Origin of the sequence: Rivularia sp. UHCC 0363 (assembly GCF_034931125.1) — a bacterium.
GTDB lineage: Bacteria > Cyanobacteriota > Cyanobacteriia > Cyanobacteriales > Nostocaceae > Rivularia.
Genome location: NZ_JAYGHM010000026.1, coordinates 1 through 26,690 on the forward strand (window position 1 = coordinate 1; position 26,690 = coordinate 26,690).

Genomic DNA, 26,690 nt, shown 5'->3' on the forward strand with positions numbered 1-26,690 from the left:
CTCCCAATAGCACTGAAAACATTACTATTCTCACTAGTTCCAACAACAGAAACTCTTTCTTGAGCTTCGATATTTATATTTCCCCCATTACCTTCTCCAAAGGTACTACTATTGAGTCTTCCACCATTAGTAAGTAAAAGGTTATTGGCTGAAATATCAACATTGCCAGCATTTCCTTTTGCACTTTCTTCTACCAAACTATATATATAGCTTCCATTCAAGACAATATCATTATTAGCTTCGACAATAATATTGCCAGCATCTCCTTTACCCAAAGTGCTAGCGCTAATGAGATTATTGTTATTAGTAGACATCGAATCTGTATTAATGCGAATATCACCACCTTTACCAATGGCATTCGGAAACACCCAATTGATAATGTAACTCTGGGGAGCAATTTGTAATATTCCTGTGGTATTTATCGTAATATCTCCAGCTTGACTATCAACCGTTCCCAAACCAGACAAAATACCCGCTCGTATGATGCTGCGTGAAATATCTAAATTATTGGCATTAATCGTAATGCTTCCACCATTATCAGCCGCTACATCTAGCAAAGAATTCGAGATACTTGTATTTGCCCGCGTCAGGTTTTCCGGTAAGCTAAAACTACCATTTTTATTTATCCCTACTGTTCCAGTTCCTCCAATTGCAGCAAGTTCAAGGTTTCCTCCAAAAGCCTGTAAGGTAGTACTATTTAAACTAATATCACCACCAACTAAAGCCAGGTTTTTCCCTGGTGCTACTCCTAAAAGAGATTGGTTAACATTTATAACACCTTGTTTTGCTACTGCATCAAAAAACAAAGCCGATGGATTAATTGTCAACAATACTGGTGCTTCTGGATTCGTAGCGCTAAAATTACCTTGTTCGCCAAACTGCAACCTCGAAGCAGTACTCCCCACAAATGAACCTTGCACATCTAACCTTGCATTTTCCCCAAATACAATCCCGTTGGGATTTATTAAAAACAAATTCGCAGCACCATCAACTCCTAAAGTTCCGAAAATATTCGATGCATTCCGACCTGTTACCCGCGTCAAGATATTTTCTACCCCAGAGGGATTGACAAAATATACCGTTTGCCCATCATTAATATTAAATTCGCTGAAACTGTGAAATAAATTAATATCCCGTTGCGCTCCACCATCAATACTGTCTGCATTAATTCCATTAATAATAACGTTGCGGTTTAAACGAGAGGATTCTGTACCTAAAGTATTATCGGGAGTTATATTACTTTGTTGTGCCTGGGTTTTAACGGTGAAGATACTGACAATTAACCAGCCAAGCAATCCTGCAAATCCGAACTGGAAACACTTATTTAAACCGTATTTTTTCATTATGGGATGCAATGTTGGTAGTGCTTTTATGAATTATCCAATGAAACTGTTGTTTCTGGTCATAAATAAATCAAATCTGAAGTAATAGAGCAGTTGCAATACAGTTTTGTGCAATGTTTCGTTACCTTAGACAAATTAATTAAGCAATCCGAAATTCTGGAATTAAGAGTATAAAATATTGACCGTCATTGTACGAACAATAAGACTGAACTATTTAGAACATTCCCGACTTAATAACAACTCCCCATTACTCAACCGATACAAACCTTGGGGTTCAATAATTGGATCTCCTTTTTTCCAACTTTGATTTCTACTTTCAACAGTTCTAACTTCACCAGTTGTGTAATTAGAAACAAAAACATTATTAGGGCGATCGCTTGGTAAAGCACCACCACCTGTAATTTTAAAAGAGTTTTCTTGTCGCTTGTTACCCCGTGCAATGCAACTCGACGCAATTATTGCATTGGTATCGATGTTTGGTGATAATTCGGTAAAGCTATTTTGAATCGAACTGGTATCAGCTGCATTAATATTTGTTTCCCCCAAAATACCCAGTTCCGAACTTGCGGTAATATCGCTTTTATTAGTTAAACTTTCTTGACTTTCAATACCAAAAATACCGCTACTAGTAATAGTAACTTTACCACCATTGCCAGCGAAAGCATTTGCGGTGATATCGCTGTTTTCGTTTTGTGGTGCGACGATGAATTTAGAATTTATATTAATATTACCGCCATCTCCCCCGGCTTGAGCAGTTCCTGCGGTGGTGGAAATTTTACTATTGTTGCGGAGTAGTAACAGTTCTCCTAACTGTAAGTTAATATTACCCCCTTGAGTGCTGGCTGTTTGAGCAGAGATGCTACCATTATCTAATTGAAGAGTTCCTGCTTCCAAAGTAATATCCCCTGCATCCCCCGTACCATCGCTACTAACTGATACCTTTGCCCCATTTTCAATACTTACTCTGCGGGGGTCGATAAATATACTACCACCTTTACCTGTAGAATCAGCAGATGTACTGGCAAATAAACCACTGGGTGAACCTTCTTCAAGTAGCAGAAAATCGCTAACTCTATCGGTTGAACTAGGAGATTTTATTTGTTCTTCAATAACAGCTAACCGATTATTATAGTTAGGATCAGTTCCAGACAAGGTAACGCTATCTTTAACATTGAGGGTGATAATACCAGCATTACCACTGCTTTGGGTAGTATTAACAATTTGTCCACCATTGACTGCTGCAAAATTATCGGCATTAATGGTGATATCTCCAGCATTACGATTATTAGAAGTTGTTGCTGTTACAAGGGCAGCATCTGTAATGCGAAAGTCTCCTGTAGTGACATTGATGTTGCCAGCATCACCAGAAGCACCTCTTTCTGTTAAAGTTATTATGCCACTAGTAAAGCCTTTAGGACTAATACCTGAAAGGGTAACAGATTCGGCAGCATTGATATTAATCTCTCCTCCCCTTCCTTTACCACCAGGAAGGTTGCCAAATTCCCGAGATACAGCAGCACTAATTTGAGAACCACTTGTTAAAGTTAAGGTTTGGGTCTCAATATCAATGGTACCACCTATTCCTTCTCCTCCTGGAAGCACATTGCTATCAATACTGCTAGAGTTTGATAAGGAAATGGAATCAGCAGCATCTACTTTAATATTACCTGCATCGCCCTTACCTAAAGTTCCAGTAGAAAGAATTCCAGTGTTATCTAAGAATAGAGAACCTGTTGTGATTTCGATATCTCCACCATCACCAATAGCATTTGAATTAACAATATTTAATGCAAGTCCGCCATCAAAAGTAACAGTATCGCTGGCGTTGATATTTATATTACCTGCATTTCCTCGTGCATTTGTAAAGGCAGATAATTCACCGCCATTGGTGACAGAAAGTGACCCGGTTGTAATTTGCATATCTCCACTTTTACCTGTACCCCTAAGTAAGACCGTATATAAGCCACTACTTGCGCCATCAAGCTTGATAGTATCGCGGGCATTAATTATAATGTTGCCACCATTGACAATATCGTTACTATTCTCTTCTGGCAATCCTGCGGCATTCATTTGACCACCATTTGTTAAAAATAGCGACCCAGTTTTGACCTCAATATTTCCTGCATTGCCATTATTTACATAGGTATTGGCACTACTTGGTATGGTAAACTGACCAGTAGTTGTACCATCAAAAGTAATAGTGTCGCCCACATCAAGGAAAATATTACCTGCATTTCCCTTTCCAAGGTTAATGCTTGAGATATCACCACCATTTTTCAATAGCAATTCACCTGTAGTAATGCCAATGTCCCCACCATTACCAACACTGTTAGAACCCCCAGTGGTAGAGACTTGAGAGGTAAGTCCTCTATTGGTATCAAAGCTATCAAAGATAACTTTATCGCTGGCATTAATGGTGATATTACCTGCATCACCTTGTCCATCTGTGGTAGCAGATATTGCTGCGCCATTGGTGACGGAAAGTAACCCCGTTGTAATTTGAATATCTCCCCCTTTACCCATACCTCCAGTTAGTAAGCTGCTTTGAATACCACTAATTCCACTACTAACTACTCCGTCTAATTTGATGCTATCGCGGGCTTCTACAAAAATATTACCTGCATTTCCTTGCCCTAAAACATTGCTAGATAATTGACCCCCATTTGTTAAAGTTAGGGTTCCGGTTGTTACTTGGATATCTCCTCCGTTAGCCATTGTATCAGTAGCAACTGTGCCGCTAGCATAACCTCCAGTGTCAAAGGTAACGGTATCTTTCGCATTAATGGTAATATTCCCTGCGTCCCCTTTCCCAGCAGTACTGCTAGTAATAGCAGCTTCATTAGTAACTGAAAGAGTTCCAGTGTTTAATTGAATATCACCAGCATTACCCACAGCTTCTGGATTTACGAAACTAATGATGCGAGTAGATATAGTACCGTTACTACCATCCGTCAAAATAACATCACCTGAACCATCTAAAGAAATACTTTGACGAGCATTAACAGTGATATTACCTGCATTACCTTCTCCCAAAGTTTTAGCATTTATTTCAGAACCTTCAACCAGAGAAAGGGAACCAGTATTAATATTAATATCACCAGCATTTCCTACAGCACCAATCCCTACGAAGCTAGAAATATCACTGGATATTCCGTCTTTGATTCCAGAAATAGTAACTGCATCGCGGACATTAATATTAATATTCCCTGCATTACCTTGCCCACCTGGGAGATTTTTCTTAACATCAGCATCACGAAGAAAGGCTTGAATTTCTGAACTATCAGTCAGAGAAAGCGAACCAGCAGTAATGTTAATATTTCCACCGTTACCAATTCCCCCTGCTTCTATATTATTGGCAATAATATTATCTACCAAGTTAACGGTATCACGAGCATTAATAATAATATTTCCTGCATCCCCTTTCCCATCAATACCGTTACTAATCACAGCTCCATTGGTAGCCCAAAGAGTCCCAGTGTTTAATTGAATATTACCAGAATTACCTACAGCTTCTGGATTTACGGAACTAATGATGCGAGTAGATATAGTACCGTTACTACCATCGTTCAAAGTAGCATTACCTGAGCCGTCTAAAGAAATATTTTGACGAGCATTAACAGTTATATTACCTGCATTTCCTTGTCCAAGGGTTTTAGCATTGATTTCAGAACCTCCAGCCAGAGAAAGAGAATCAGCATTAATATTAATATCGCCAGCATTTCCTACAGCACCAATGCCTACGGAGCTAGAAATATCACTGTTAAATCCATCTTTAATTCCAGCAATGGTAACTGCATCGCGGACATTAATATTAATATTACCTGCATTACCTTGCCCACCTGGGAGATTTTTCTCAACATCTGCATTATCAAGCGTTGCTTGAATTTGGGAACCATCGGTAAGGGAAAGCGAACCAGCAGTGATGTTAATATTTCCTCCCTTACCAACTCCCCCTGCTTCTATATTATTGGCAATAACACTATCTACAAGAGATACAGAATTAGATGCTTGTAGGAATATGTCACCACCATTTCCTTGACTGTAGACACCGTTATCAATAGCAGCATCATCTGTAAGTAAAATCGAATCTGTAGCATTGATATTAATATCTCCCGCTTGTGCGTCGGGATTTCCCTCTTTTTGAAGAGTTCCAGCAAATATAAATGAGTTGGAAATCTCGAAATTACGAGCATTAATTACAAGATTTCCCCCAAATTTACCAAAAATACTAATTACAGATTCATTCCCTAGAGAAATATCTCCTCTTTCCACATCTTCCGGAACATTTAAGCGGAAGGTATCACCAGAAATATCTAAACCAATGGTTCCCGGTGCAGCTACGGAAGCTAATTCAATATTTCCTTCATAAGCCCTTAATCTACCACCATCTAAATTAATATTACCCCCCACCAGCAACAAACTTTTTCCGTCAGGTACTCTCAATCCTGTAGTTTCATTACCTTCTGGATTTATTCCTGCTCTTCCTTGAGATTTGTTGGTAATTCCTCCATTGGCTTGTATTTGATTGAAAAATAATGCATTTGGATTCACAGTTAATAATCCCGGTGCTTCCGGATTCGTCGCACTAAACACACCCTGTTCCCCAAACTGCACCCCATTCGCAGTAGTCCCCACAAACGAACCTTGCAAATCTAACCGCGCATTCTCCCCAAATACAATTCCGTTGGGATTTATTAAAAACAAATTCGCAGCACCATCAACTCCCAAAGTACCCAAAATATTTGACGCATTTCCACCAGTCACCCGCGTCAAGATATTTTCTACCCCAGAGGGGTTGACAAAATATACCGTTCGCCCATCATTAATATTAAATTCGCTGAAACTGTGAAATAAATTAATATCCCGTTGCGCTCCACCATCAATACTGTCTGCATTAATTCCATTAATAATAACGTTGCGGTTTAAACGAGAGGATTCTGTACCTAAAGTATTATCGGGAGTTATATTACTTTGTTGTGCCTGGGTTTTAACGGTGAAGATACTGACAATTAACCAGCCCAGCAATCCTGCAAATCCGAACTGCAAACACTTGTATAATCCATACTTTTTCATCATAGGGTGTGCTTTCATATTGATTATTTGAGTATCTAATAAAACTGTAGCTTTGAGCAATAATTACTAGTCAATATTCCTTCATACCATGATTGCAATACAGTTTTGTGCAATTACCCATTCGCATTCATGCACTCACCAGGTATTAATACTGCACTTCGATCAGCATAAAAGGCGGATGCGTAACATTTGCATCTAATTTAATCTGTAAATTATCGACCACAGCAATATTACTGAGCGCCAATTATTCCAATGATTTTTCAACTCAGTAATTACACAAATTAAAGTTTTTACAAATGAATAGCAGCTTAATTATAGATTTAAGGAGAAGGTGAAAACAATGATTATCGTCGTAAAATCCGGTTGTCCTCAAGAAGAAATTAAATTATTATGTACGGAACTCCGACGCTGGAATATTTTACCAGAAGTATCTAGGGGAGAAAACAAAGTAGCTATTGGTTTGGTTGGTGATACAGCGGAAATCGATTTACAGCAGGTGCAAAATTTAAGCCCTTTTATTGAACAGGTGCTACGGATAAATAAGCCTTTCAAACGAGCTAGTTTGGAGTTTCGCTATGGTGAACCCAGTAATATTAAAGTATCCACACCTTCTGGGAATGTTACTTTCGGTCAAAATCATCCTTTAGTTGTAATTGCTGGCCCCTGCTCTGTGGAAAGCGAAGAGATGATTGTGGAAACTGCGCTGCAAGTCAAAGCCGCAGGTGGACATTTTCTCCGGGGAGGTGCTTACAAACCCAGAACTTCTCCTTATGCTTTCCAAGGACATGGAGAGAGTGCTTTGGAATGGTTGGCAACTGCTAGATCGGTTTCTGGTTTGGGAATTATTACTGAGGTAATGGATGCTTCTGAATTATCGGCGATCGCATCGGTTGCAGATATACTGCAAGTTGGGGCCCGCAATATGCAAAATTTTTCACTTTTGAAAAAAATCGGTGCAACTAATAAGCCCGTGTTGCTGAAGCGAGGTTTGTCAGCCACGATTGAGGAATGGCTGATGTCAGCAGAGTATATCTTAGCAGCAGGAAATCCCAATGTGATTCTCTGCGAACGCGGAATTAGAACTTGTGATAGTAAATATACCCGCAATACTTTAGATATATCTGCAATTCCCGTTTTACGTAATTTAACTCACCTGCCAATTGTTGTAGATCCCAGTCACGCTACTGGTAAATCTGAACTGGTTAGTCCAATGGCAAAAGCTGCGATCGCGGCTGGTTGCGATTCTTTGATGGTGGAAGTTCACCCCAATCCTCAAAAAGCGCTTTCAGATGGTCCTCAGTCGCTTAATTTTGCTAGTTTTACAGAATTTATGCGGGAAATAAGTCATTTGAGTCAATTTTTTGGTCGCTGGGAACAGCATCAGCCCTGCATTACCTCCAAACAATTATCCATTAATTCAGAAGTATCTAGTTTTTCTTTACGCTAAAACCTCTCTTGTCAAAATTATATTTAGTCAACAACATGAATACAATTCGCTTAACTCAAAACACTGTCTCGCAAAAATCATTTCCTTTTTTGAATAGCTCGGATGCTGCGGTAATTGTAGGCGATCGCAATCTAACTATTGAAGAAGTAATAAGTGTAGCGCGTTATGGAGTACAGGTACGTTTAACGGAAAATCTGCAAAAATTAGCCAATATCCAAGCATCTTGCGATTTTATCAGCGATGCGGTTGAATCGGGAGAACCAATTTATGGGGTGACTACTGGTTTTGGTGGGATGGCAAATGTGGTAATTTCTCCGGAATCTGCGACTTTACTGCAAAATAATTTGATGTGCTATCACAAGGTAGGTGCGGGAAAAAGTTTACCTCTAGCTGATGTTCGCGCTGCTATGCTGTTACGTGCTAACTCGCACATTGCTGGTGCATCGGGTATTCGTCTGGAACTGATTAAGCGGATGCTGATATTCTTAAATGCTGGTGTTACTCCTCATGTCCCCGAATTTGGTTCAATTGGTGCTAGTGGGGATTTAACACCTTTAGCATATATTTCTGGGGCATTAGTTGGTTTAAATTCCAGCTACATCGTGGATTTTGACGGTGAAGAAATGGATGCACCAACAGCACTGCAAAAGCTGGGTTTGGAACCATTGCAATTACTTCCCAAGGAAGGATTAGCAATGATGAATGGAACTTCTGTAATGACTGGAATTGCGGCTAATTGCGTTCAAGATACGAGAATTTTATTAGCTTTGAGCGTCGGAGTCCATGCTTTAACAATCCAAGGTTTAGAAGGTACTAATCAATCTTTTCACGAATATATTCATAAACTCAAACCCCATTCCGGGCAAGTTTGGACTGCTTCCCAAATGCTGGAATTGTTAGCAGGTTCTCAGTTAATTCGTGATGAGTTGGATGGTTCCCACGATTATCGAGGTAAAAATCCTATCCAAGATCGTTATTCATTACGCTGTTTAGCACAGTATATGGGACCGATTGTAGACGGTATCGAAGATATTGCTAAACAGGTGGAGATAGAAATGAATTCTGTCACCGATAACCCATTAATTGATGTTGAAAATCAAGCTAGCTATCATGGGGGTAATTTTCTGGGACAGTACATTGGTGTGGGTATGGATAGATTGCGCTACCACATTGGAATGTTAGCCAAACATTTAGATGTACAAATTGCTTATTTAGTGGCTCCGGAGTTTAATAATGGATTATCTCCTTCCCTAGTGGGAAATCAAGAGCGTACTGTGAATATGGGTTTAAAGGGATTGCAGATTACTGGTAATTCGATTATGCCTTTATTAACCTTCTATGGAAATTCTATCGCTGACAGATTTCCTACTCATGCAGAACAATACAACCAGAATATTAATAGTCAAGGTTTTGCTTCAGCTAATTTAGCGCGAACCAGTGTAGAGATTTTTCAACAATATGTAGCTTTAGCTTTGATGTTTGGGGTGCAATCGGTGGATTTGCGTACCTATGCAGTTGCGGGACATTACGATGCTCGTGCAACTTTATCACCCGCTACTCAAGATTTATACATGGCGGTACGGAATGTTGTCGGTAAACCACCAAGTAAAGAGCGTCCTTATATATGGGATGACAACGAGCAAGGTTTGGATGCTCATATTAGTAAAATTGCTGATGATATTACTTCTGGTGGACAAATTGTGACTGCAATTACCGGAGTTTTATCTGCTTTGAAAACAGTTAACAGTCATTAAGGTGTATGGTGGGAAGATTTGTTTAACCTTTGATCCTACTTCTTTCACGGTAGACGATTAATGATAAAAAAAACCGCAGAGACACAGAGGGCGCAGAGGAAAGAGATACATAGAGACAAGTAATTATATATAGAGCGCTACGGGAGTAATATCGAGTTATGAATATCGCACATCATGTCGAACGCGGTCATCGGCTATTTCCCAACAAGACCGCGATAATTTACGAAGATAAGTCTTATACCTACAAGCAGTTTGACCAATTAGTTAATCGTACAGCCAATGCATTGCGGGGATTGGGAATTAAAAAAGGCGATCGCGTTGCTTTGTTCTTACCGAATATACCGGAGTTTGCGATCGCGTATTTGGGAATTTTGAAAATTGGTGCGATCGCAGTTTCCCTAAATGTAATGTTTAAGTCGGCTGAGGTTAGTTATGTTCTCAATGATTGTACTGCGAAAGCAATTGTGACCACAGCATCGGGACGTTTGCACTTAGTTGATAGCGATTTACCTCATTTACAACATATTCTAATTGCTGAGGGTACGGTTGAGAATCGTAACGATGTTGATTTTACAGCTTTGATTGAAAATGCTTCTCCTATAGCTCGCGCTGTAGAGATGGAATTTAATTCACCTGCTAGTATTGTCTACACTTCTGGAACTACGGGTTTTCCTAAAGGTGCAACTCTTTCCCACGGTAATATTATTTCTAATATCTCCGCACACAATCGCTGTTCTGGGATGAATAAAAATGATCGATTGCTGCTCTATGTACCTTTGTTTCATTGCTTCGGTCAAAACGCAATTTTCAACGCGGGATTAAATGTTTGTGCGACTATCATTTTACAAAGAAGATTTGAGTTGGAAGTAGCTTTAGAAAGCATTGATAAATATCAGGTCACAATGTTTTTCGGAGTACCAACTGTATTTATCAGATTGCTAAATCAAGATATTTCAAAATACAATTTTAGCAGCTTGCGTTATTACTTCAGTGCTGCTGCTCCCATGCCTGTGGAAATTGCTCGTATGTGGCAAGAAAAATATAAGAAAGTGATTCATGAAGGATACGGTTTAACGGAAGCATCACCCTGCGCTAGCTATAACCACAATTTAAAATATAAGTTTGGTTCCATTGGAATGCCGATCGAAAATGTCCAAATGCAAGTTGTTGATAGTAATGGCGATCGGGTATCACCGGGAGAATTAGGGGAAATAATTATTAAAGGGCCCAATGTCATGCTCGGTTATTGGAACCGTCCTCAAGAAACTCAAGAAGTAATTAAAAATGGCTGGTTGCATAGTGGTGATATTGGTCGTATGGATGAACAAGGCTTTTATTACATTGCCGATCGTTTAAAAGACATGATTAATGTTTGTGGATTTAAAGTATATCCCACAGAAGTAGAAAATGTAATTTACCAACATCATGCAGTTGCAGAAGTTGCGATTTATGGAGTTCCCGACGCGATTAAAGGGGAAATAGTTAAAGCTAATATTGTCTGCAAAGCTAACAGTCAAATTACCGAATTAGAAATAACTCAATTCTGCATTCAAAGGATGGCAGCATACAAAGTTCCCCACAAAATTCAATTCGTTAATTCACTACCAAAAAATCCCACGGGGAAAGTCATGAAAAGATTTCTGCGCGAGCAAGAATGTGCGATTCCCAATCCCCAATTACTGCTTCCGCTCTGATGATTACTGATTAAAAAACCGCAGAGAACGCAGAGAGCGCAGAGAAAAGAGTAGCAATTACCAATGCCCAATCCCCAATTACCAATTAAAAACATGAACACCAAGTCGTATCAAATTACAAAAAAATCATCTGCATCTTCAATTTTCTCACCACCTGGAAACGAGCAAATAACTCAATTATCATCAACTCAACTCACAGTTGGAGAAACTGCGGTCAAAATGTTAGAAGATATGGGGGTGGAATCTGCATTCGGTGTTTCTGGTGGTGGTATTGGCCCACTTTGGGCAGCCCTCAAGCGCAGCAATATTCAAGTTCTGCATTTTCGCCACGAATCGGGAGCAGCCTTTGCAGCTTGTGAAGCCTACTTCGCCAGCAATCGTCCGGTGGTGGTATTCGTTACCACAGGCCCCGGTATCACCAACGCGCTGACTGGATTGTTGGCTGCTAGGGGAGAAGGTGCAAAGGTAATTCTAATCTCTGCGGCAACTGCAACGGGAAATCGCGGACGTTGGGCTTGTCAAGAAACCAGCGCTCATACCATGCCAATTTCAGGCTTGTTTACCCCTGGAGCAATATTTAACTACGCTACGATTGTGGAAAGTGGAGACGAAATCCCGGAAATTTCCCGACGACTTGCTCAAGGATTATCCCAACCCGGTGGTTTTGTTGCCCATATCAGTATTCCGACCCCGATTCAAACTACACCATGCACGGCAAAATACCAAACTGGATTTACTCGTGGAGAATTAGCCCCTAGCGAACATACAACCGTTGAATGCGTGCGATTACTTTCTCAGGAACCCTTTGCAATTTGGGTTGGTTTCGGCGCGAGAGGTGCAGCAGCGGAAATTCGCGAATTCGCTGAGCGTACCGGGGCTGCGGTGATGTGTTCCCCCCGTGCTAAAGGCATTTTTCCCGAAAATCATCCGCAATTTGTCGGTGTGACTGGGTTTAGCGGTCATAGTTCTGTTCTCACATATATGCAGGAGCAGCAACCCCACCGCATCCTGGTTTTGGGAACCCGTTTGGGAGAACCGACTTCTTTTTGGAATCCGCAAATGGTACCCGCTGGTGGCTTTATTCATGTAGATATTGACCCGGAAGTGCCGGGAGTTGCTTACCCGGAAGCAGCAACTTTCTCAATTCAATCGGAAGTCAAAGTTTTTCTTAGATCCCTATTATCTCACTTTCCCCTACGTCCTGGGAATATACCTATATTGCCCCATCCAGAGCAAAAACAAATGTCTCCTCATACAGAGGGTTTAGTTAGACCGGAAGTTTTAATGGATACAATTCAACGAGTTTTTGTTGATGGTAGCGATGCTGTAATCTTGGCTGAAGCTGGAAATTCCTTTGCTTGGGCAACTAATCGACTGTGCTTTAAACAACCGGGGCGCTACCGCATAAGTACTGGAGTGGGGGCAATGGGTCATGCCGTTACCGGAGTAGTCGGAGCAGCTTGGGCAAGGAATGGTAAAGCCGTTGCTGTTGTGGGAGACGGCGCAATGTTGATGAATAGTGAAGTCAGTACCGCAGTTCGATTCAAAATTCCGGCTGTGTGGATTGTACTTAATGACGGACGTTACAATATGTGCGCCCAAGGTATGAACTTACAAGGATTTACAGGGGTAGATACGGAAATACCGAATACAAATTTTGTTCAGCTAGCGCGGGGGATGGGTGCGGATGGTATCCGCGTTAACCAAGAGTCGGAACTCGAAGCAGCCTTAACAACAGCTTTTGCTTCCACAATTCCCTTTGTTGTTGACATTAATTTAGACCCCACACAACCCGCTCCCATTGGAGCTAGAATTCGCAGCTTAATCCAACAAGGAGCCATTAAATCAAAAGGAGAAAAATCATGAATTTACAACCAGTTGGCATTCGGGCGATCGCCGTTAATTTTCCCAGCATCATCCGCACGAACGATTATTATCGAGAGAATTATCCGGAGATGGTAGCTGTAGCTGAAAAGAAAACCTTGGCAAGATTGTTTGCACCCGACGGCTCCACAGATATTTGGTCGCAGGAATTAGCACCCTATATGTCAGACCCGTTTCGCGGTACAGTAGAAAGACGAGTCGTCGCTGCGGATGAAACCTCGCTATCTCTGGAATATCGGGCGGCGATGGATGCATTGGAAGCGGCAAAGCTAACTCCCGAAGATATCGACCTGATGCTCGTCACCTCATTGTTTCCCGAACAAGTTACACCAGGAAATGCTGCTTTTCTTGCCGGTAAATTAGGATTGCAAAATGCAGCATGGAATATAGAATCAACCTGTACCTCTGCATTAGTTTCGCTCCAAACTGCTTGTTCTCTGGTCAGAACGGGAGAATACCGCAATGTCTTGGTAGTGGTTTCAACTACCTACTCTCGCTATACTGACGAAAATGATACCTTGGCATTTTTATCGGGTGACGGTGCTGGTGCATTTGTAGTTGGTAGCCTAAAAGATAACCAAGGAGTTTTGGGTAGTAAAATTGCGAATACTTCTGCTACCTGCGGTGCCTTTTATAACGAATTTACCACTGACGAACAAGGCAACATTAAAATGTTCATCCGTGGTGGTAAAGGGGCAAGCAAAATGTTTAACGAAACTACAGTAAAGTTCATTCGGTTGTGCTGTCATGGTGCGATCGCGGCTGCTGATGTCAGCTTGGATCAAATTGACTTTTTTGCCTTCAACACTCCCAGTGCATGGTATTCCAGGGTTTGTACCCGTGCATTAGGAATAGACCCAGACCGCACCATAAACCTCAATCCCTTATATGCCAATATTGGTCCAACATTTCCCATTGCGAACCTTTATCATGCCGCCCAATCGGGTAAAATTCGGGAGAATGATTTAGTTCTTGTTTATACAATGGGTTCCTCATCTAATGCTGGTGCAAGCGTCATGCGCTGGGGTGATGTTGCATTAGGGCCTGCCCCTGCTCCTGGGGTGAACCTTTCCCAACCCCAGGAAAGAATTCTAACTCGTTAAATATATGTTTTGTGACTGGGTACGGGAGTTATTTCTCATTTTTCCCAGTCACCATTAATTCCTGCTTCACATCTGCTCGTGTCTTCAAAGGAGTTTTTTATGCAGATAACACAGAACATGAGTATTGTACCCAATTCCCAATCTCTACTCAACGACCCCAATTTTATCAAGGCTTTTTTATCTATAGCAGCAGTTCCTAACGATCCAGAACTGCAAGATTATTTCAAGCTGGAAGAAGTTACAAGACATCTGGAAGAAATACAAACTTGCGAATACGTTGAGCAATTGCGTCTTAGTCCCGGTATGGCAGAGATGATTGAGCAACGCTATTTTGGATCTGAGTATAAATTAGAAGACCTCAAAAATCAATGTCCTCCGGGTAGTTTGGGCTATGCCTATTATCATCACATGATTGGAAATGGTATTCCTGCTTATGACTATACCGCTTTTGAATCCCCCGATGATGCGAGTTATATCAAACTCCGTAAGATGCAAACTCATGATATCTGGCACGTTGTTACTGGTTACAATGCAGATACGCTGGGAGAATTAGCACTTCAAGGTTTTTATCACGGTCAAGGAGGAACAGTTTACCAAACCTTTTTGATGACTGCGCTGGTTTTACACTTTGCAACTGTCCAAACGAAGCAACTAGATGTAGCTCTGGAAGCGTTATTTGAAGGTTGGCAACGCGGACGTGCTGCTCGTCCTCTTTGGGCTATTCGTTGGGAAGAAATGTGGAATCGACCTTTGGCAGATATTAAAGAGGAGTATAACATTTTACCTCTTAGGGAATTGTCGCCTAGCGAAAAAATTCTCAGTCTAAAAATGTAAGTTCGTTTGAATTCACATCTTGCACCATTCTCAATAAATATCATCACATCATCATTAAAAGATTACAGGAGATAAAGAAAATGAAAATGGCTTTCTGGAAAAGATTGTTTGTTGTGGTTGCAATTAGTTTTGCAGTGTTACTAGTTCAAGGAACAGTTACCACAGCCCCCGCTCAAGCTGCTATGTACAAATTCACTTTCAATGGTGAAGGAGTGGATGGTTACATGATTTACGATGACTCTGCTAAAGGTGAAAAAAAGTCGCCCTATATGACTCAATATTATGGTGGAGGAAGGGATTACAAAATAGATTTGGCTGAGAAAGGAATGTTTGAGGGAACGGTTAGTAATGCGGTAGTTATGCTAGCACGTAAAGAAGATAAAACATTATCAAAAATCAAAGCAGAACACGATAAAGCATACGGAAAAGAAGAGAAGCGCCAAGATTTTGAGCCAAAAGACCTTTTCCTATTACAAGTACGCAGTTTTGAAAGACAGCCAAAATCGAAATATTCCTTAGTAAGTTATTTCAAGTACCCAATAGAAACTTTTCATGGTTCAACTGAGTTACCAACTAGTTTCCCAAGTACTGCCGAAGTCGAAATCTTTCCCAAAGTAAACTTCCCTAGAACGTTAGGTGAAGCATTATTTAAGGGACAGGTGCAAACCAAACTTGAGAAGATTTCTGATTAATTACATCTGGGGGGAATTCAAGATTGATAATTCCCCTCAAAGCATCTTTGATTATCAAGAATTGATCCGAACATAATTTTAAACTAATAGGAGACACAATGATGAAAATCTGGCAAAAAATAACATTTGTATTAACTTTAAGTGTAGCAATCTTTTTGACTCAGGGAATTATAAGTAATCTCCCAGCCCATGCTGCTCTACACAAATTCAGTTTCAACGGGGATAAAACCAACGGTTACTTTATCTTTGATGATTCAATTAAAGGAGGAGCGCCAATTCGTCCAGATATGTTGAGTGAATATTATGCTTCAGTTCCAGAGTATAACGTCAATATTGAAGATGAATCCGAACATGGTTTCCAAAGTTCTGAAAGAACAAAGCATGATGAAGCTCGAACTATTGTAAGTTTACTCCGTCCGGAATTAGTCAAAGCTTCTCCCAATCTTTCTCCTGATTCTCCACAAGATGATGAGTTTATCCTTTTTGTACCAAAAGTTGCTCGCAAATCAAAATATGCACTATCAGTTCGTTTCCGATATCCACAGAATACTTTTAAAAATTCAGTAGCTCAGCCAAAAAATGTTCCAAATCAAGCGTTAATATCCGTTCATCCCTACTGGAATTTTCCCATTAATATGGGACCTGTAAAATTTGAAGAAACTGTCCAAACTGTAATTGAAGATGTTTCTCAAACGCCAAGAAATAATTTTTTAGCGCTAGAAGATTAACCAATTTGAATGAGAGGGGGTAGAGGGGGAGATAAAAAATATTTTTATACCCATCTCTCTTAATCTCTTTCCTCTGGATTTCTCTGCGTCTCTGCGGTTTATTCTTATAAATATTATGCTAGCGAGTAACTCACAATATTACCAGGTAATTGATAAAATGCAACAAGAACTCAGACAAATTGACCAAGAAATAATTCAGCTATTAGGTAAAAGAATCGCGGCTTTAAGCGAATCATCTACCTTTGTAGAAACAACATTGCCTAATTACAAAGTAATTCTTCAACAGGCTGGTGTTCCTAATTTCATTTGGCAAAATATTGTTGTAGGTTGTACGGCTGCTCTTGCTCGTAAAAAAGCAAATATCAAACAAACAAAACCGCGACGGGTAACTGTAATTGGTGGCAGAGGTGCAATGGGACGTTTTTTTTCACAACAATTACTTAACGCCGGACATGATGTTAATATTTTAGACCATGACGATTGGCACAAAGCTGAATGTTTACTCAGTCAAGTAGATTTAGTTTTAATTTGTGTTCCCATTGATTGTACCTTAGAAGTTATTAAAAAAGCTTCTAAATATCTTTCTCCCACAACAGCTTTAGCCGATATCACTAGTATTAAATCTCCCATTATGTCAGCTATGCTCTCACATCATAGTGGGGCTGTAATCGGATTACATCCAATGTTTGCTCCTGGAGTTAAATCCTTGTTGTCTCAAAAAATTGTAGTATGTTCGGGTAGGATGCAACCGCGTTTCCAATGGTTTTTAGATTTAATGGAAGATGAAGGTGGAAAATTAGTTTTTTCGACACCGGAAGAACACGATAAAATAATGGTAATTGTTCAAGCAATCCGTCACTTTGCAACATTAAGTTTAGGCAGCTTTTTATCAGAAGAACGTATCAACATAGATAGAAGCTTAGATTTTTCTACTCCTGTTTATAGACAAGAAATCGGCATAATTAGCCGTTTAATCGCTCAGTCTGCAACGATGATTGTCGATATTATCTTAGCAACACCAGAAAGACGCAAGGCGATCGCCAGATTTGCAAATACCAATAATCGCTTAGCACAGTTAGTAATCCAAGGAGATAGAGATTCTCTAATCTCCGAGTTGCAAGGAGTACAAAGCTTTTTTAAACAAGCAACTACCGACAGTTTTGAGGAAAGCAACTATGTTATCGATGCACTGACTGCACTGTTAACTGCGAATGAAGTCAAGCAAGCATCTGACAAAAAAGTCGGGATTAAAAGTTATCAGTTACAAAATTCATCCGTAGGTTAATTAAGGAGAAATTATGAGACAGAAACCAGATATACCAATCGAATCACTCCAGCAAGTTGTAGCATTGTTGCAGAAATACCCAAAAATGGTATTCGGTGCGATCGCCAGTTTATTAATGCTGAGTGTTGCGAATATTTTGACTCCTCAACTGATTCGCTGGGGAGTTGATGCGGGTATTGCCAAAAATGACTTACGGGTGATTTTAACTTGTGGGGGATTAATGCTTTTACTAGCTTTGATACGGGGATTGTTCAATTTTGCACAAAGTTTTTTAGCAGAGACGGTATCTCAAGGTGTTGCTTACGATTTGAGAAATCAGTTTTTTAATCAAATCCTAAATCTGGATCTAGGCTACCACGAATGTACCCCTACATCCCAACTACTTACCCGCATTAATAACGATATCGAACAAATCCGCATTTTCATAGCTACGACACTACTACAAATTTTCGGCGCTGTAATTATGTTATTGAGCAGCGCCATCATCTTAATATTAATGAGTTGGAAGTTAGCTTTAATAGCATTGTTAATTATACCAATTTCATTGACATTGCTGGGCAGTTTTTTTCATAAGAATGCTGCATTATTTGAACGGGTGCAGATGCAATTAGATGAGTTAAATACCGTTTTGCAAGAAAATCTATTGGGAGTGCGTGCAATCAAAGCTTTTGTACGCGAACAAACAGAAATAAAACGTTATGCTGTTTTCAATCAGGAATTCCTTTCCACAAGTATCAAAACAATTTATGTCCTCAGAGATACTTTTCCTCTCATCTTTTTATTAAGTAACTTGCTGGCAGTAGTCATTTTCGGATATGGAGGTTTTGAGGTAATTCGTGGGGAATTTTCAATTGGTAAATTGATTGCATTTAATTCATATTTAGTATTTATGATTCAACCAATTCTGCAAACCAGTTTAGCTTTTTCATCGGTTGCTCAAGCCGCAACATCGGTTACTAGAGTTTATCAAGTAATAGATACCGTTGTTGAAATTAGAGAATCTACAAATGCGATTAGGTTGAATCGATGTGAAGGTAGAATTTCTTTTGAAAATGTTGATTTTTGTTATTCTGGAGTGCAAGAAAATACTCTCAAAAACGTTTCATTTGAAGTTGAATCAGGAGAAACAGTCGCAATTTTAGGTATGACGGGAGCAGGTAAAAGTACGATTGCTAAATTAATCCCACGCTTTTACGATGCAACCAATGGAACAGTTAAGATTGATGGGTATGATGTTCGCAGTTTAAATTTAACTGATTTACGTTCTCACATCGGCTTTATTTCTCAAGATGCTCATTTATTTTCTGGAACTATCCGTGAAAATATCGCTTATGGAATACCAGATGCTCCTTTATCAAAGGTAATTGAAGCAGCCAAATTTGCTCAAATTCACGATTTTATTATTACCTTATCAGATGGTTACGATACCGAAATTGGAGAAAGGGGAATTGGTTTATCAGGAGGACAAAAGCAGAGAATTGCTATTGCCCGTGTTTTACTAAACGACTATAAAATATTAATTGTAGATGATAGTTTGTCTGCGGTTGATGCTAAGACAGGAGCGTTAATCCAAAACTCCTTAAATCTTCTCAATCAACAGCGTGAATATACCTTAATCTATCTCACCCAACGTATTAACAATACGATTAACAACGCCGACAAAATCTTTATCATTGACGAAGGAAAGTTAGTTGTAAAAGATAAATTAATCGAAATGCAATATTCAGCTTTCTGATTCAGCAAAATAAATATCTTTTAGGCAACTTTTACTTTATTCCTAATAGTTTTTTCTCCTCATATTCACGTAAATCTGTTAATAGGATATTTTCACGAATGAAGAAATTTCACAATACTCTTAAATCGGCTTCCAAGGTAAATCAATCATTACCTGTTATCCGTCGTTTTGCTAAATACTTCTATCCATATTTCAAAGAGATTCCGTTAATTTTCGGTTTAATTTTTATTAGCTCTATTACCCAAGCAACTCCACCTTTGATTCTTGGTTGGTCAATAGATAACCTAATTCTAAAAAACAAATTATCTGGACTTGTTTGGATGTTATTGCTATTAACAATAGTGTATCTAATTGGATTTATATCCAGTCGCATTTTGATTAGTCGTGTTGGTGTAATCATGCAGCGTATACTCGCTCAATTACGGCAAGATATTATGATTAAATTACAAGCATTACCCCTGAGCTTTTTCGACAAAAGTAAAGCTGGTGATTTAATGAGTCGATTGCTGAGCGATATAAATACACTAAATCAGTTACTCAGTCCCATCTTACCACAAGTCATTGGCAGCTTTTTTGGCTTATTGGCAAGTGCAGTATTTATGCTTTCCATCAACTTAAAATTAGGTTTATTCACAAACCTAATGATACCGATAATGTTATTGGTAACTGCATTTTTTGCACGTTTAGCTCGCGATAAATTTCGAGTTACCAGACAAACAATTGCTCAGCTTTCTAGCAACGTAGAACAAGATATAAGCAATATCCAGGAAGTTCAAGGATTTAACCACATACAACTTAGCTTTCAAGAATTTCGTCAACTCAACGCAAATAACCGCAACGCGAATATTCAAGCTACAGCTATTACTTCTGCTTTTTTACCAGCAATCGATTTTCTGAATACACTTGCTCTTGCTATTGTATTAGCCTGTGGAGGAATTTTGGCTTACACAAATATAATGACAGTAGGAGCAGTCACCGCATTTGTATTTTACGTACAGCAATTTTTTCAACCCATTCAAATTATCAGCCACTTCTATACTCAAGCACAATCTGCATTCGCTGGATTAGAAAGAATTTTCTTACTGTTAGATGAACCAGTCAAACTTCAAGATGCCACAGATGCAATTACAATGCCATCAATTCAAGGTAAAGTAGAGTTCGAGCAAGTTTCTTTCGAGTATAAACCCCATCAAAAAGTTATAGATAAAGTGAACTTTGATGCTAAACCAGGACAATCAATTGCATTAGTTGGAGCAACAGGTGCAGGTAAAACGACCATCATTAGTTTACTTTCTCGTTTCTATGATATTACAGATGGTGTAATCAAAATTGATGGGATAGATATTAGAAAAGTCACTCAAGCAAGTTTACGTCGTCAAATTGGTATAGTTTCCCAAGAAACCGTTATTTTTAGCTGTAGCATTGCCGAAAATATTGCCTTTGGAAATCCCCAAGTAATAGCAACAGAAATTGAAACAGCTGCAAAGATTGCAAATATTCATGACTTTATCTTGACCTTACCCCAAGGTTACGATACTCAATTAGGAGAACGTGGAATAAATTTGAGTAAAGGACAACAGCAGTTAATTAGTATAGCCCGTGCAGTTTTGGTAAACCCGCGAATCTTGATTTTAGACGAAGCAACAAGTAACATCGACAGTCAAACAGAGAACTTAGTTCAAAAAGCGATCGCAAATTTATTAAAAAATCGCACTAGCTTTATTATCGCTCACCGCCTGACTACCGTTACCAATGCAGACAAGGTACTAGTTATTCAGCAAGGGCAAATCATCGAACAAGGTACTCATACAGAATTGATCGATCAAAAGGGAGTATATGCTAATCTCTATTCCCTGCAATTGGCAAATAATATTAAGACTGATATGAGGTTACTGAATCAAAACAAAATATGAAATGATGCTTTCATATTGTTGGAGACGTAGCAGTGCTACGTCTCTACAATATTTTCGGTGATTCAACAAATTTATTTTATATAATCAAACCATCTTGAACTTTAATAATTCGCTTTGTTTGAGCCGCAATATCTTGTTCGTGAGTTACGATCGCAATTGTAATTCCCTGTTGATTTAATTCTGATAGCAAATCCATTACTTCTTGGGATGTTTGAGAATCTAATGCACCCGTGGGTTCGTCTGCTAGAACTAAAGCTGGTTGATTAACTAATGCTCGTGCGATCGCCACTCTTTGTTGTTGTCCCCCAGAGAGTTGATTTGGACGGTTAAAGATGCGCTCTGCTAATCCGACTTTTACTAATGCTTGTTCTGCATATTCACGGCGTTTTTGCTTGGGAATATTAGCATAAATCATCGGCAACATCACATTTTCTATCGCAGTTGAGCGGGGTAATAAATTAAATTGTTGAAATACAAAACCTATGCGTTGATTGCGGATATATGCCAACTCATCATCATCAAAACTACTTAAATTTCTATCTTCAAAAATATATTCTCCCGCTGTTGGACGATCCAAGCAACCAAGAATATTCATTAAAGTAGATTTTCCCGAACCAGATGCACCCATAATAGCTATATATTCACCTTCTTTGATAGATAGATTGATACCTTTGAGTATAGGAATCTCCACTTCTCCCAAATGATAGTTTTTTGTAATAGATTCTAGATAAATCATAATTATTCCTCAAATAGATTAAAAGAACTAAAACCAACATCAAAATTTGATACTTTGAATAAATTACAACTTTCCGTAACCTATAAATAAAAAATCGGGCGTTAGACTAATTACAATTATCCTTAAAATATGTCTAACACACCCAAAAATATTTTTATTTGTTAATAACTACTCACTACGTAAAGCTGTTATCGGGTCTAATTTTGCTGCATTACGGGCGGGGATTACTCCAGCTAATAAACCAACGCTAAAAGAAAGCCCAGAACCAACAGCAATTGAGGAAACTGAAATAACCAAAGGAATGTTAAAAACTGTTGCTGCACCAAAGGCAATTAAAACACCACCTCCCATACCAATTACACCTCCCAAACTAGAAATAATAATCGCCTCAGCCAAAAACTGATTTAAAATAGCAGAATTCTTTGCACCTACAGCTTTACGAATCCCAATTTCCCGCGTTCTTTCCACCACCGACACTAACATAATGTTGGCAATGCCAATTCCACCAACCACCAACGAAATTCCGGCGATCGCAACAACCATAACAGTCAATAAACCAACTATATTTGTAAAAGTTTTAATAATATCAGCTTGATTTGTAATTCGGAAATCATCTGCTTGAGGTGGATAAATATTATGGCGAATACGTAACAAATTTTGAATTTGAAATTGAGCTGCAAGCAGCTGTTCTTGATTGCTTGATTTGACAAAAATAGTATTAACTGAAATACCAGATAAAGCATTGTTACCCACAATTCGTGCTGACATAGTTGTGAGTGGGATATATACTCCATCATCTCTATCTATGGGACCTTGAGAACCCTTCGCTTCCATAATTCCAATAACTTCATAAGCTTCACCCTGAATCCTAATTGTTTCACCAATAATGTCATTTTTATCCCCGAATAAATTACGTTTAACAGTAGGTGCTAACACAGCCACCTGCTTACTAGAATTCAATTCTTCTCGATCAAAATATCTTCCTATTTGTGGATAAGTATTTCTAGCTGCGGAATAATTTAGATCGGCACCATAGATAGTTGTAGAAGTATTTTTTTCTTCATAAACTACTTGTCCTTGATGTTGTAAATAAGCAGAAACAACTTCTGCTGATGGTGCTTGTGAAGCAATTTCTTGAGCATCTTCCCAAGTTAAAGTACTTGTCGAACCCAATCCTTGACTAACGTTTCCTCGAACTGCATCACCGGGGAATATCTGTAATACATTTGTGCCTAATGATTGAATTTCTTCTTCTGTAGCTTTCTGCACTCCTTGCCCGATAGAAGTAATACCAATAACAGAAGAAATACCAATAATCATTCCTAACATAGTTAGTCCTGTGCGTAATTTATTACTCCACAGCACTTCTACTGCCATTGAAAAAATATCTATAGAATAAATCGAAAGTTTGGATTTTTGTGAATTATAATTCATTGACTATCTTCCTAGATTTACATATTTAATGTTCGCAATTTGATAATTTCTGGAATTATTTACGTACATTTTATGGAGCAGGGGGGAAAATACCTTGTGGTGAAGAATTAGTTTTCATTTCTGGTGGAGAACTAATCAAAACTTGTTTGTCAGAAGTTATCCCAGAAAGTATCTGAGTTTTATTTTTAACAGTAACGCCAGTTTTTACTGGGATAAATTGTGGTTTATTTTCTGTGTCAACAATGTATACACCGCTTTTATTTTGTTGACGTATAATAGCAATGGTCGGAACAACTAAAGTATTTTTTAATTGACCAACTTGAAATTCTACACTTACATTCATCCCAGATTTTAATAATTCTTGATTATCAGAAATGAGAGATATTTTGACTTCAAAACTAGTGACATTTTGCTCAATAGTTGCCTTAGCTGCAATTTGTGATACTTGTCCTAAAAATTGTTTTTCCGGATAAGCATCTACCAGGATTTTAACTTTTTGACCAATCTGAATTTTTGAGATACTTGATTCAGCTACATTAGCTACTACTTGATTTTTTGATGTCAATGATAAAATCGAAGATGAAAGTGCAGAAGAAACAGCACTTCCAGAGGTTGTTGGTGTTACAAAAGAACCAGGTTCGGCGTATATTTTTGCTATCAAGCCATTAAATGGTGAGCGTATGACTGTATCATCAATTCTGGCTTGGATAGTCTTTAACGAACCTCGTGCAGAGTTAACTTCAGCTAGTGCTTGTTGAATATCTTCTTTTCGCGCTCCCACTTGACTCAATTTAAAAGCTTGTTGTAACTGTTTAACTTTTGCTTGGGCTTGTTCGATATCTTCCCTGCGCGTACCCGATTTTTTTAATGCTAAAGCTTGTTGAGATTCCTGTAATTGCAACATACTTGTATCCCGCTTTGTTTGATAATCGCTGAAATTTTGGCGGGATATTGCGCCAACTTTAAATAATTGTTCATAGCGCTGAAATTCCTCGTTTGCTTGCTTAAAAGCTAGTTGTGCTTGTTTTAAACGCGCATCGGCTTGGGTAATTTCTTCGCGACGATTCCCAGCCATTAATTTTGTCAGATTTGCTTGGCTTTCTTCTAACTGTGCTTGTGCTTGAATAATATCTTCAGGACGATTGCCCGATTTCAATTTTTGTAAATTCGCTTCTGATGAAGCTAATTGTGCGTTTGATTGAATGAGTTCTCCTTGTAGGTTTAAATCATCCATATAGGCAATAATTTGCCCTTGTTTGACTAAAGCACCTTCCTTTACTAATAACTCTTTTAAAATACCAGCATTTTTTGGACTTACATTTACCGTGCGCTCTGGTTGAATAGTACCGTTAGCCGATACTGTAATGTTTAGATTTTGCGTTCTTACTGGAGCAGTCAATAATTTACTTTGTGGTTTAGTAATATTAGCAACCACAAAATGTTGTACTGCATAAACTATTCCTCCCAAAAAAACACATACCAACAGCCAAAATAGAAACCGATTTTTCTTCTTTTGACGATGATTTTTATTAAAGCTTGATGATGAATATGTTTGGTTTTTTACGTCAGTTTTCATGGATTATATTTTTGGAATGATAAGATAATGGACATCAATAAAAATTCTCAATAATATAGGATAAAAATGTAATTTATCAGTTAATCAACATCGAATTCTTACTTACAATCTGCTTGTTATCATGAAAAATTAAACTTTTAACTAATAATTTTGTAACCAGATTAATTGCCAGGGTCAGCAAATAATAATTTTGTCGGTAAGCTATACTCTTTAGCAGTTTTGCGACAATATTTGTATTATGCTAATTTTTTAATTCCTAAGTCCAGCGAGTTAATGCATAATTATTTGCATTTTCATGCTTGACAAATTAGTAGAACTTGCAAACGATAGGTATTACCTTTTAGGCATATCGAATTACCAGAACAAGCAGGGTTTAGAAGCAGCTCCGTTAAATAAGGGCGATACCTGGGGAGGGAGGTAGTGCCATGACCTCAATAGCTCAATCTTGCTAGCAAAATTTTATACTTTATAGCCTCAGTAATGCCAGTCTCTTCGGTGCCAATCTCAGGGGAACTATTTACAACAAAAAAAACAAAACTACTAAATAATTTTGACACTATCAACAATCAAATGCTGCTGATAGCTCTTAGTGTTAACCTCAGTGGTGCTGACTTCCAAGGTATCAATCTCACTAATTCTAATCTAGAATATTCAGACTTAAGATTTTTTGAAAACCTCACACCTGAAAGCTGCCAAGAATTGGAAGAAAGCGAAATATAGTGATGAGTTTCGGAAAAAATTGGGGTTGAAATCAAAAAAGGGGAAATAGATTTTCTTGGTTTTAGAAGTTGGTTTTAAGTGGGCGATCGCTTCACATCAAACAAATGAGTTACGGTTTAATCCAAAATTACGGAAATTTAAAATCAGGCATTTAACGGTATTCCTAAATTACCTATCGGTACGCAAGTTGCCTTTGAACTAGAAAATCAAGAATCCGTCCCCCTTTACGTGAGTATTTTAGTCATTGATGCAGCTGGTGAAATGGCGGTAATATTTCCTAATGATTGGGGAGTTTCTGAAGGTGCAACGTTATTACCAGCAGGAGAAAAAAGAACAATTCCCAGCCAGGAAGATGGATTTAAACTAACAGTCGGCGAACCATTTGGAATAACTGAAGCATTAATTATTACAAGTACAAATCCATTGCGAACTTCCCTTAAAGCACTTCAAGGAATTGCTAAAAGAGGAGGAAAAACACGCGGACCAATTGCCCCAAAAGAAGACGAATTTTTGGACGTTACAGATAAATTACTGTCGGACTTAGATACTGCTACTCGTGGTGGTTTGAACATGGAAGGAGTCAAGTTACCAACAGGAGTGCGCGGAGTCGATACCAACAAACTTGCAGCAATGGCGATCGCTATTTGATGTGGTTCCTCACCCAACTCATGTTCTACTTCCTCCCTACAGATTGATATCCACCATCACCGAGTAAAATTTTAAGGTCTGAGCAAGACGG

At 38.7% G+C, this 26,690-nt stretch carries 18 protein-coding genes; 13 read left to right on the forward strand and 5 right to left on the reverse strand.

The features are described from left to right. Together VB797_RS16070 and VB797_RS16075 are read right to left on the reverse strand one after the other, a co-directional pair. The coding region (locus VB797_RS16070) for a filamentous hemagglutinin N-terminal domain-containing protein (RefSeq protein ID WP_323238714.1) at positions 1-1,343 on the reverse strand (1,343 nt) is incomplete at its 3' end. A 210-nt stretch (positions 1,344-1,553) separates the two neighbouring features. After that, positions 1,554-6,419 carry a beta strand repeat-containing protein gene (locus tag VB797_RS16075; RefSeq protein WP_416350878.1) on the reverse strand — a complete coding sequence of 1,622 codons (4,866 nt, stop codon included), beginning with the start codon at positions 6,417-6,419 and terminating at the stop codon, positions 1,554-1,556. A 337-nt stretch (positions 6,420-6,756) separates the two neighbouring features. On the opposite strand from VB797_RS16075, the gene aroF reads away from it, so the two are divergent. From aroF to VB797_RS16130, 11 genes are all read left to right on the forward strand, one after another. After that, positions 6,757-7,863: a 3-deoxy-7-phosphoheptulonate synthase gene (gene aroF, locus VB797_RS16080; protein ID WP_323238716.1), complete on the forward strand. Its 1,107-nt coding sequence runs from the start codon at positions 6,757-6,759 to the stop codon at positions 7,861-7,863. 35 nt (positions 7,864-7,898) lie between these two features. Beyond that, complete coding sequence (locus VB797_RS16085; RefSeq protein WP_323238717.1) at positions 7,899-9,617, forward strand: aromatic amino acid ammonia-lyase; 1,719 nt, start codon at positions 7,899-7,901, stop codon at positions 9,615-9,617. Between the two features lie 158 nt (positions 9,618-9,775). Then, positions 9,776-11,311 carry a long-chain fatty acid--CoA ligase gene (locus tag VB797_RS16090; protein WP_323238718.1) on the forward strand — a complete coding sequence of 512 codons (1,536 nt, stop codon included), beginning with the start codon at positions 9,776-9,778 and terminating at the stop codon, positions 11,309-11,311. 93 nt (positions 11,312-11,404) lie between these two features. Further along, entirely contained in the window at positions 11,405-13,177 is a 1,773-nt protein-coding gene (locus tag VB797_RS16095) for a ScyA-related TPP-binding enzyme (protein WP_323238785.1), read from the forward strand. Then, a complete protein-coding gene (locus VB797_RS16100; RefSeq protein WP_323238719.1) occupies positions 13,174-14,298 on the forward strand; it encodes a 3-oxoacyl-ACP synthase III family protein in 1,125 nt (374 codons plus the stop codon). The genes VB797_RS16095 and VB797_RS16100 overlap by 4 nt, the downstream gene beginning before the upstream one ends. A 99-nt stretch (positions 14,299-14,397) precedes the next feature. Beyond that, on the forward strand, positions 14,398-15,132 hold the full coding sequence (locus tag VB797_RS16105) for a Coq4 family protein (protein ID WP_323238720.1): 735 nt from the start codon (positions 14,398-14,400) through the stop codon (positions 15,130-15,132). 86 nt (positions 15,133-15,218) lie between these two features. Next, on the forward strand, positions 15,219-15,824 hold the full coding sequence (locus VB797_RS16110; protein WP_323238721.1) for a hypothetical protein: 606 nt from the start codon (positions 15,219-15,221) through the stop codon (positions 15,822-15,824). A gap of 98 nt (positions 15,825-15,922) precedes the next feature. Then, a complete protein-coding gene (locus tag VB797_RS16115; protein WP_323238722.1) occupies positions 15,923-16,552 on the forward strand; it encodes a hypothetical protein in 630 nt (209 codons plus the stop codon). 157 nt (positions 16,553-16,709) lie between these two features. Next, positions 16,710-17,837, forward strand: coding sequence for a bifunctional chorismate mutase/prephenate dehydrogenase (gene tyrA, locus VB797_RS16120; protein WP_323238723.1), 1,128 nt, complete (start codon positions 16,710-16,712; stop codon positions 17,835-17,837). Positions 17,838-17,850: 13 nt separating this feature from the next. Further along, entirely contained in the window at positions 17,851-19,572 is a 1,722-nt protein-coding gene (locus VB797_RS16125) for an ABC transporter ATP-binding protein (RefSeq protein ID WP_323238724.1), read from the forward strand. Positions 19,573-19,670: 98 nt separating this feature from the next. After that, the gene (locus VB797_RS16130; protein ID WP_323238725.1) at positions 19,671-21,485 is read left to right on the forward strand and encodes an ABC transporter ATP-binding protein; all 1,815 of its coding nucleotides are present in this window, start codon (positions 19,671-19,673) and stop codon (positions 21,483-21,485) included. A gap of 76 nt (positions 21,486-21,561) precedes the next feature. Here VB797_RS16130 and VB797_RS16135 read toward each other — a convergent pair whose 3' ends face one another. From VB797_RS16135 to VB797_RS16145, 3 genes are all read right to left on the reverse strand, one after another. After that, complete coding sequence (locus VB797_RS16135; RefSeq protein ID WP_323238726.1) at positions 21,562-22,221, reverse strand: ABC transporter ATP-binding protein; 660 nt, start codon at positions 22,219-22,221, stop codon at positions 21,562-21,564. 168 nt (positions 22,222-22,389) lie between these two features. After that, positions 22,390-23,655 carry an ABC transporter permease gene (locus VB797_RS16140; protein WP_323238727.1) on the reverse strand — a complete coding sequence of 422 codons (1,266 nt, stop codon included), beginning with the start codon at positions 23,653-23,655 and terminating at the stop codon, positions 22,390-22,392. Positions 23,656-23,725: 70 nt separating this feature from the next. Then, positions 23,726-25,231, reverse strand: a complete 1,506-nt coding sequence (locus VB797_RS16145) for an efflux RND transporter periplasmic adaptor subunit (protein ID WP_323238728.1) — start codon at positions 25,229-25,231, stop codon at positions 23,726-23,728. 495 nt (positions 25,232-25,726) lie between these two features. Between VB797_RS16145 and VB797_RS16150 the strand changes: the two genes are divergently transcribed. Further along, positions 25,727-25,951, forward strand: a complete 225-nt coding sequence (locus VB797_RS16150) for a pentapeptide repeat-containing protein (RefSeq protein WP_323238729.1) — start codon at positions 25,727-25,729, stop codon at positions 25,949-25,951. A gap of 174 nt (positions 25,952-26,125) precedes the next feature. Continuing rightward, positions 26,126-26,599: a DUF4384 domain-containing protein gene (locus VB797_RS16155; protein ID WP_323238786.1), complete on the forward strand. Its 474-nt coding sequence runs from the start codon at positions 26,126-26,128 to the stop codon at positions 26,597-26,599. Positions 26,600-26,690 lie beyond the last annotated feature (91 nt).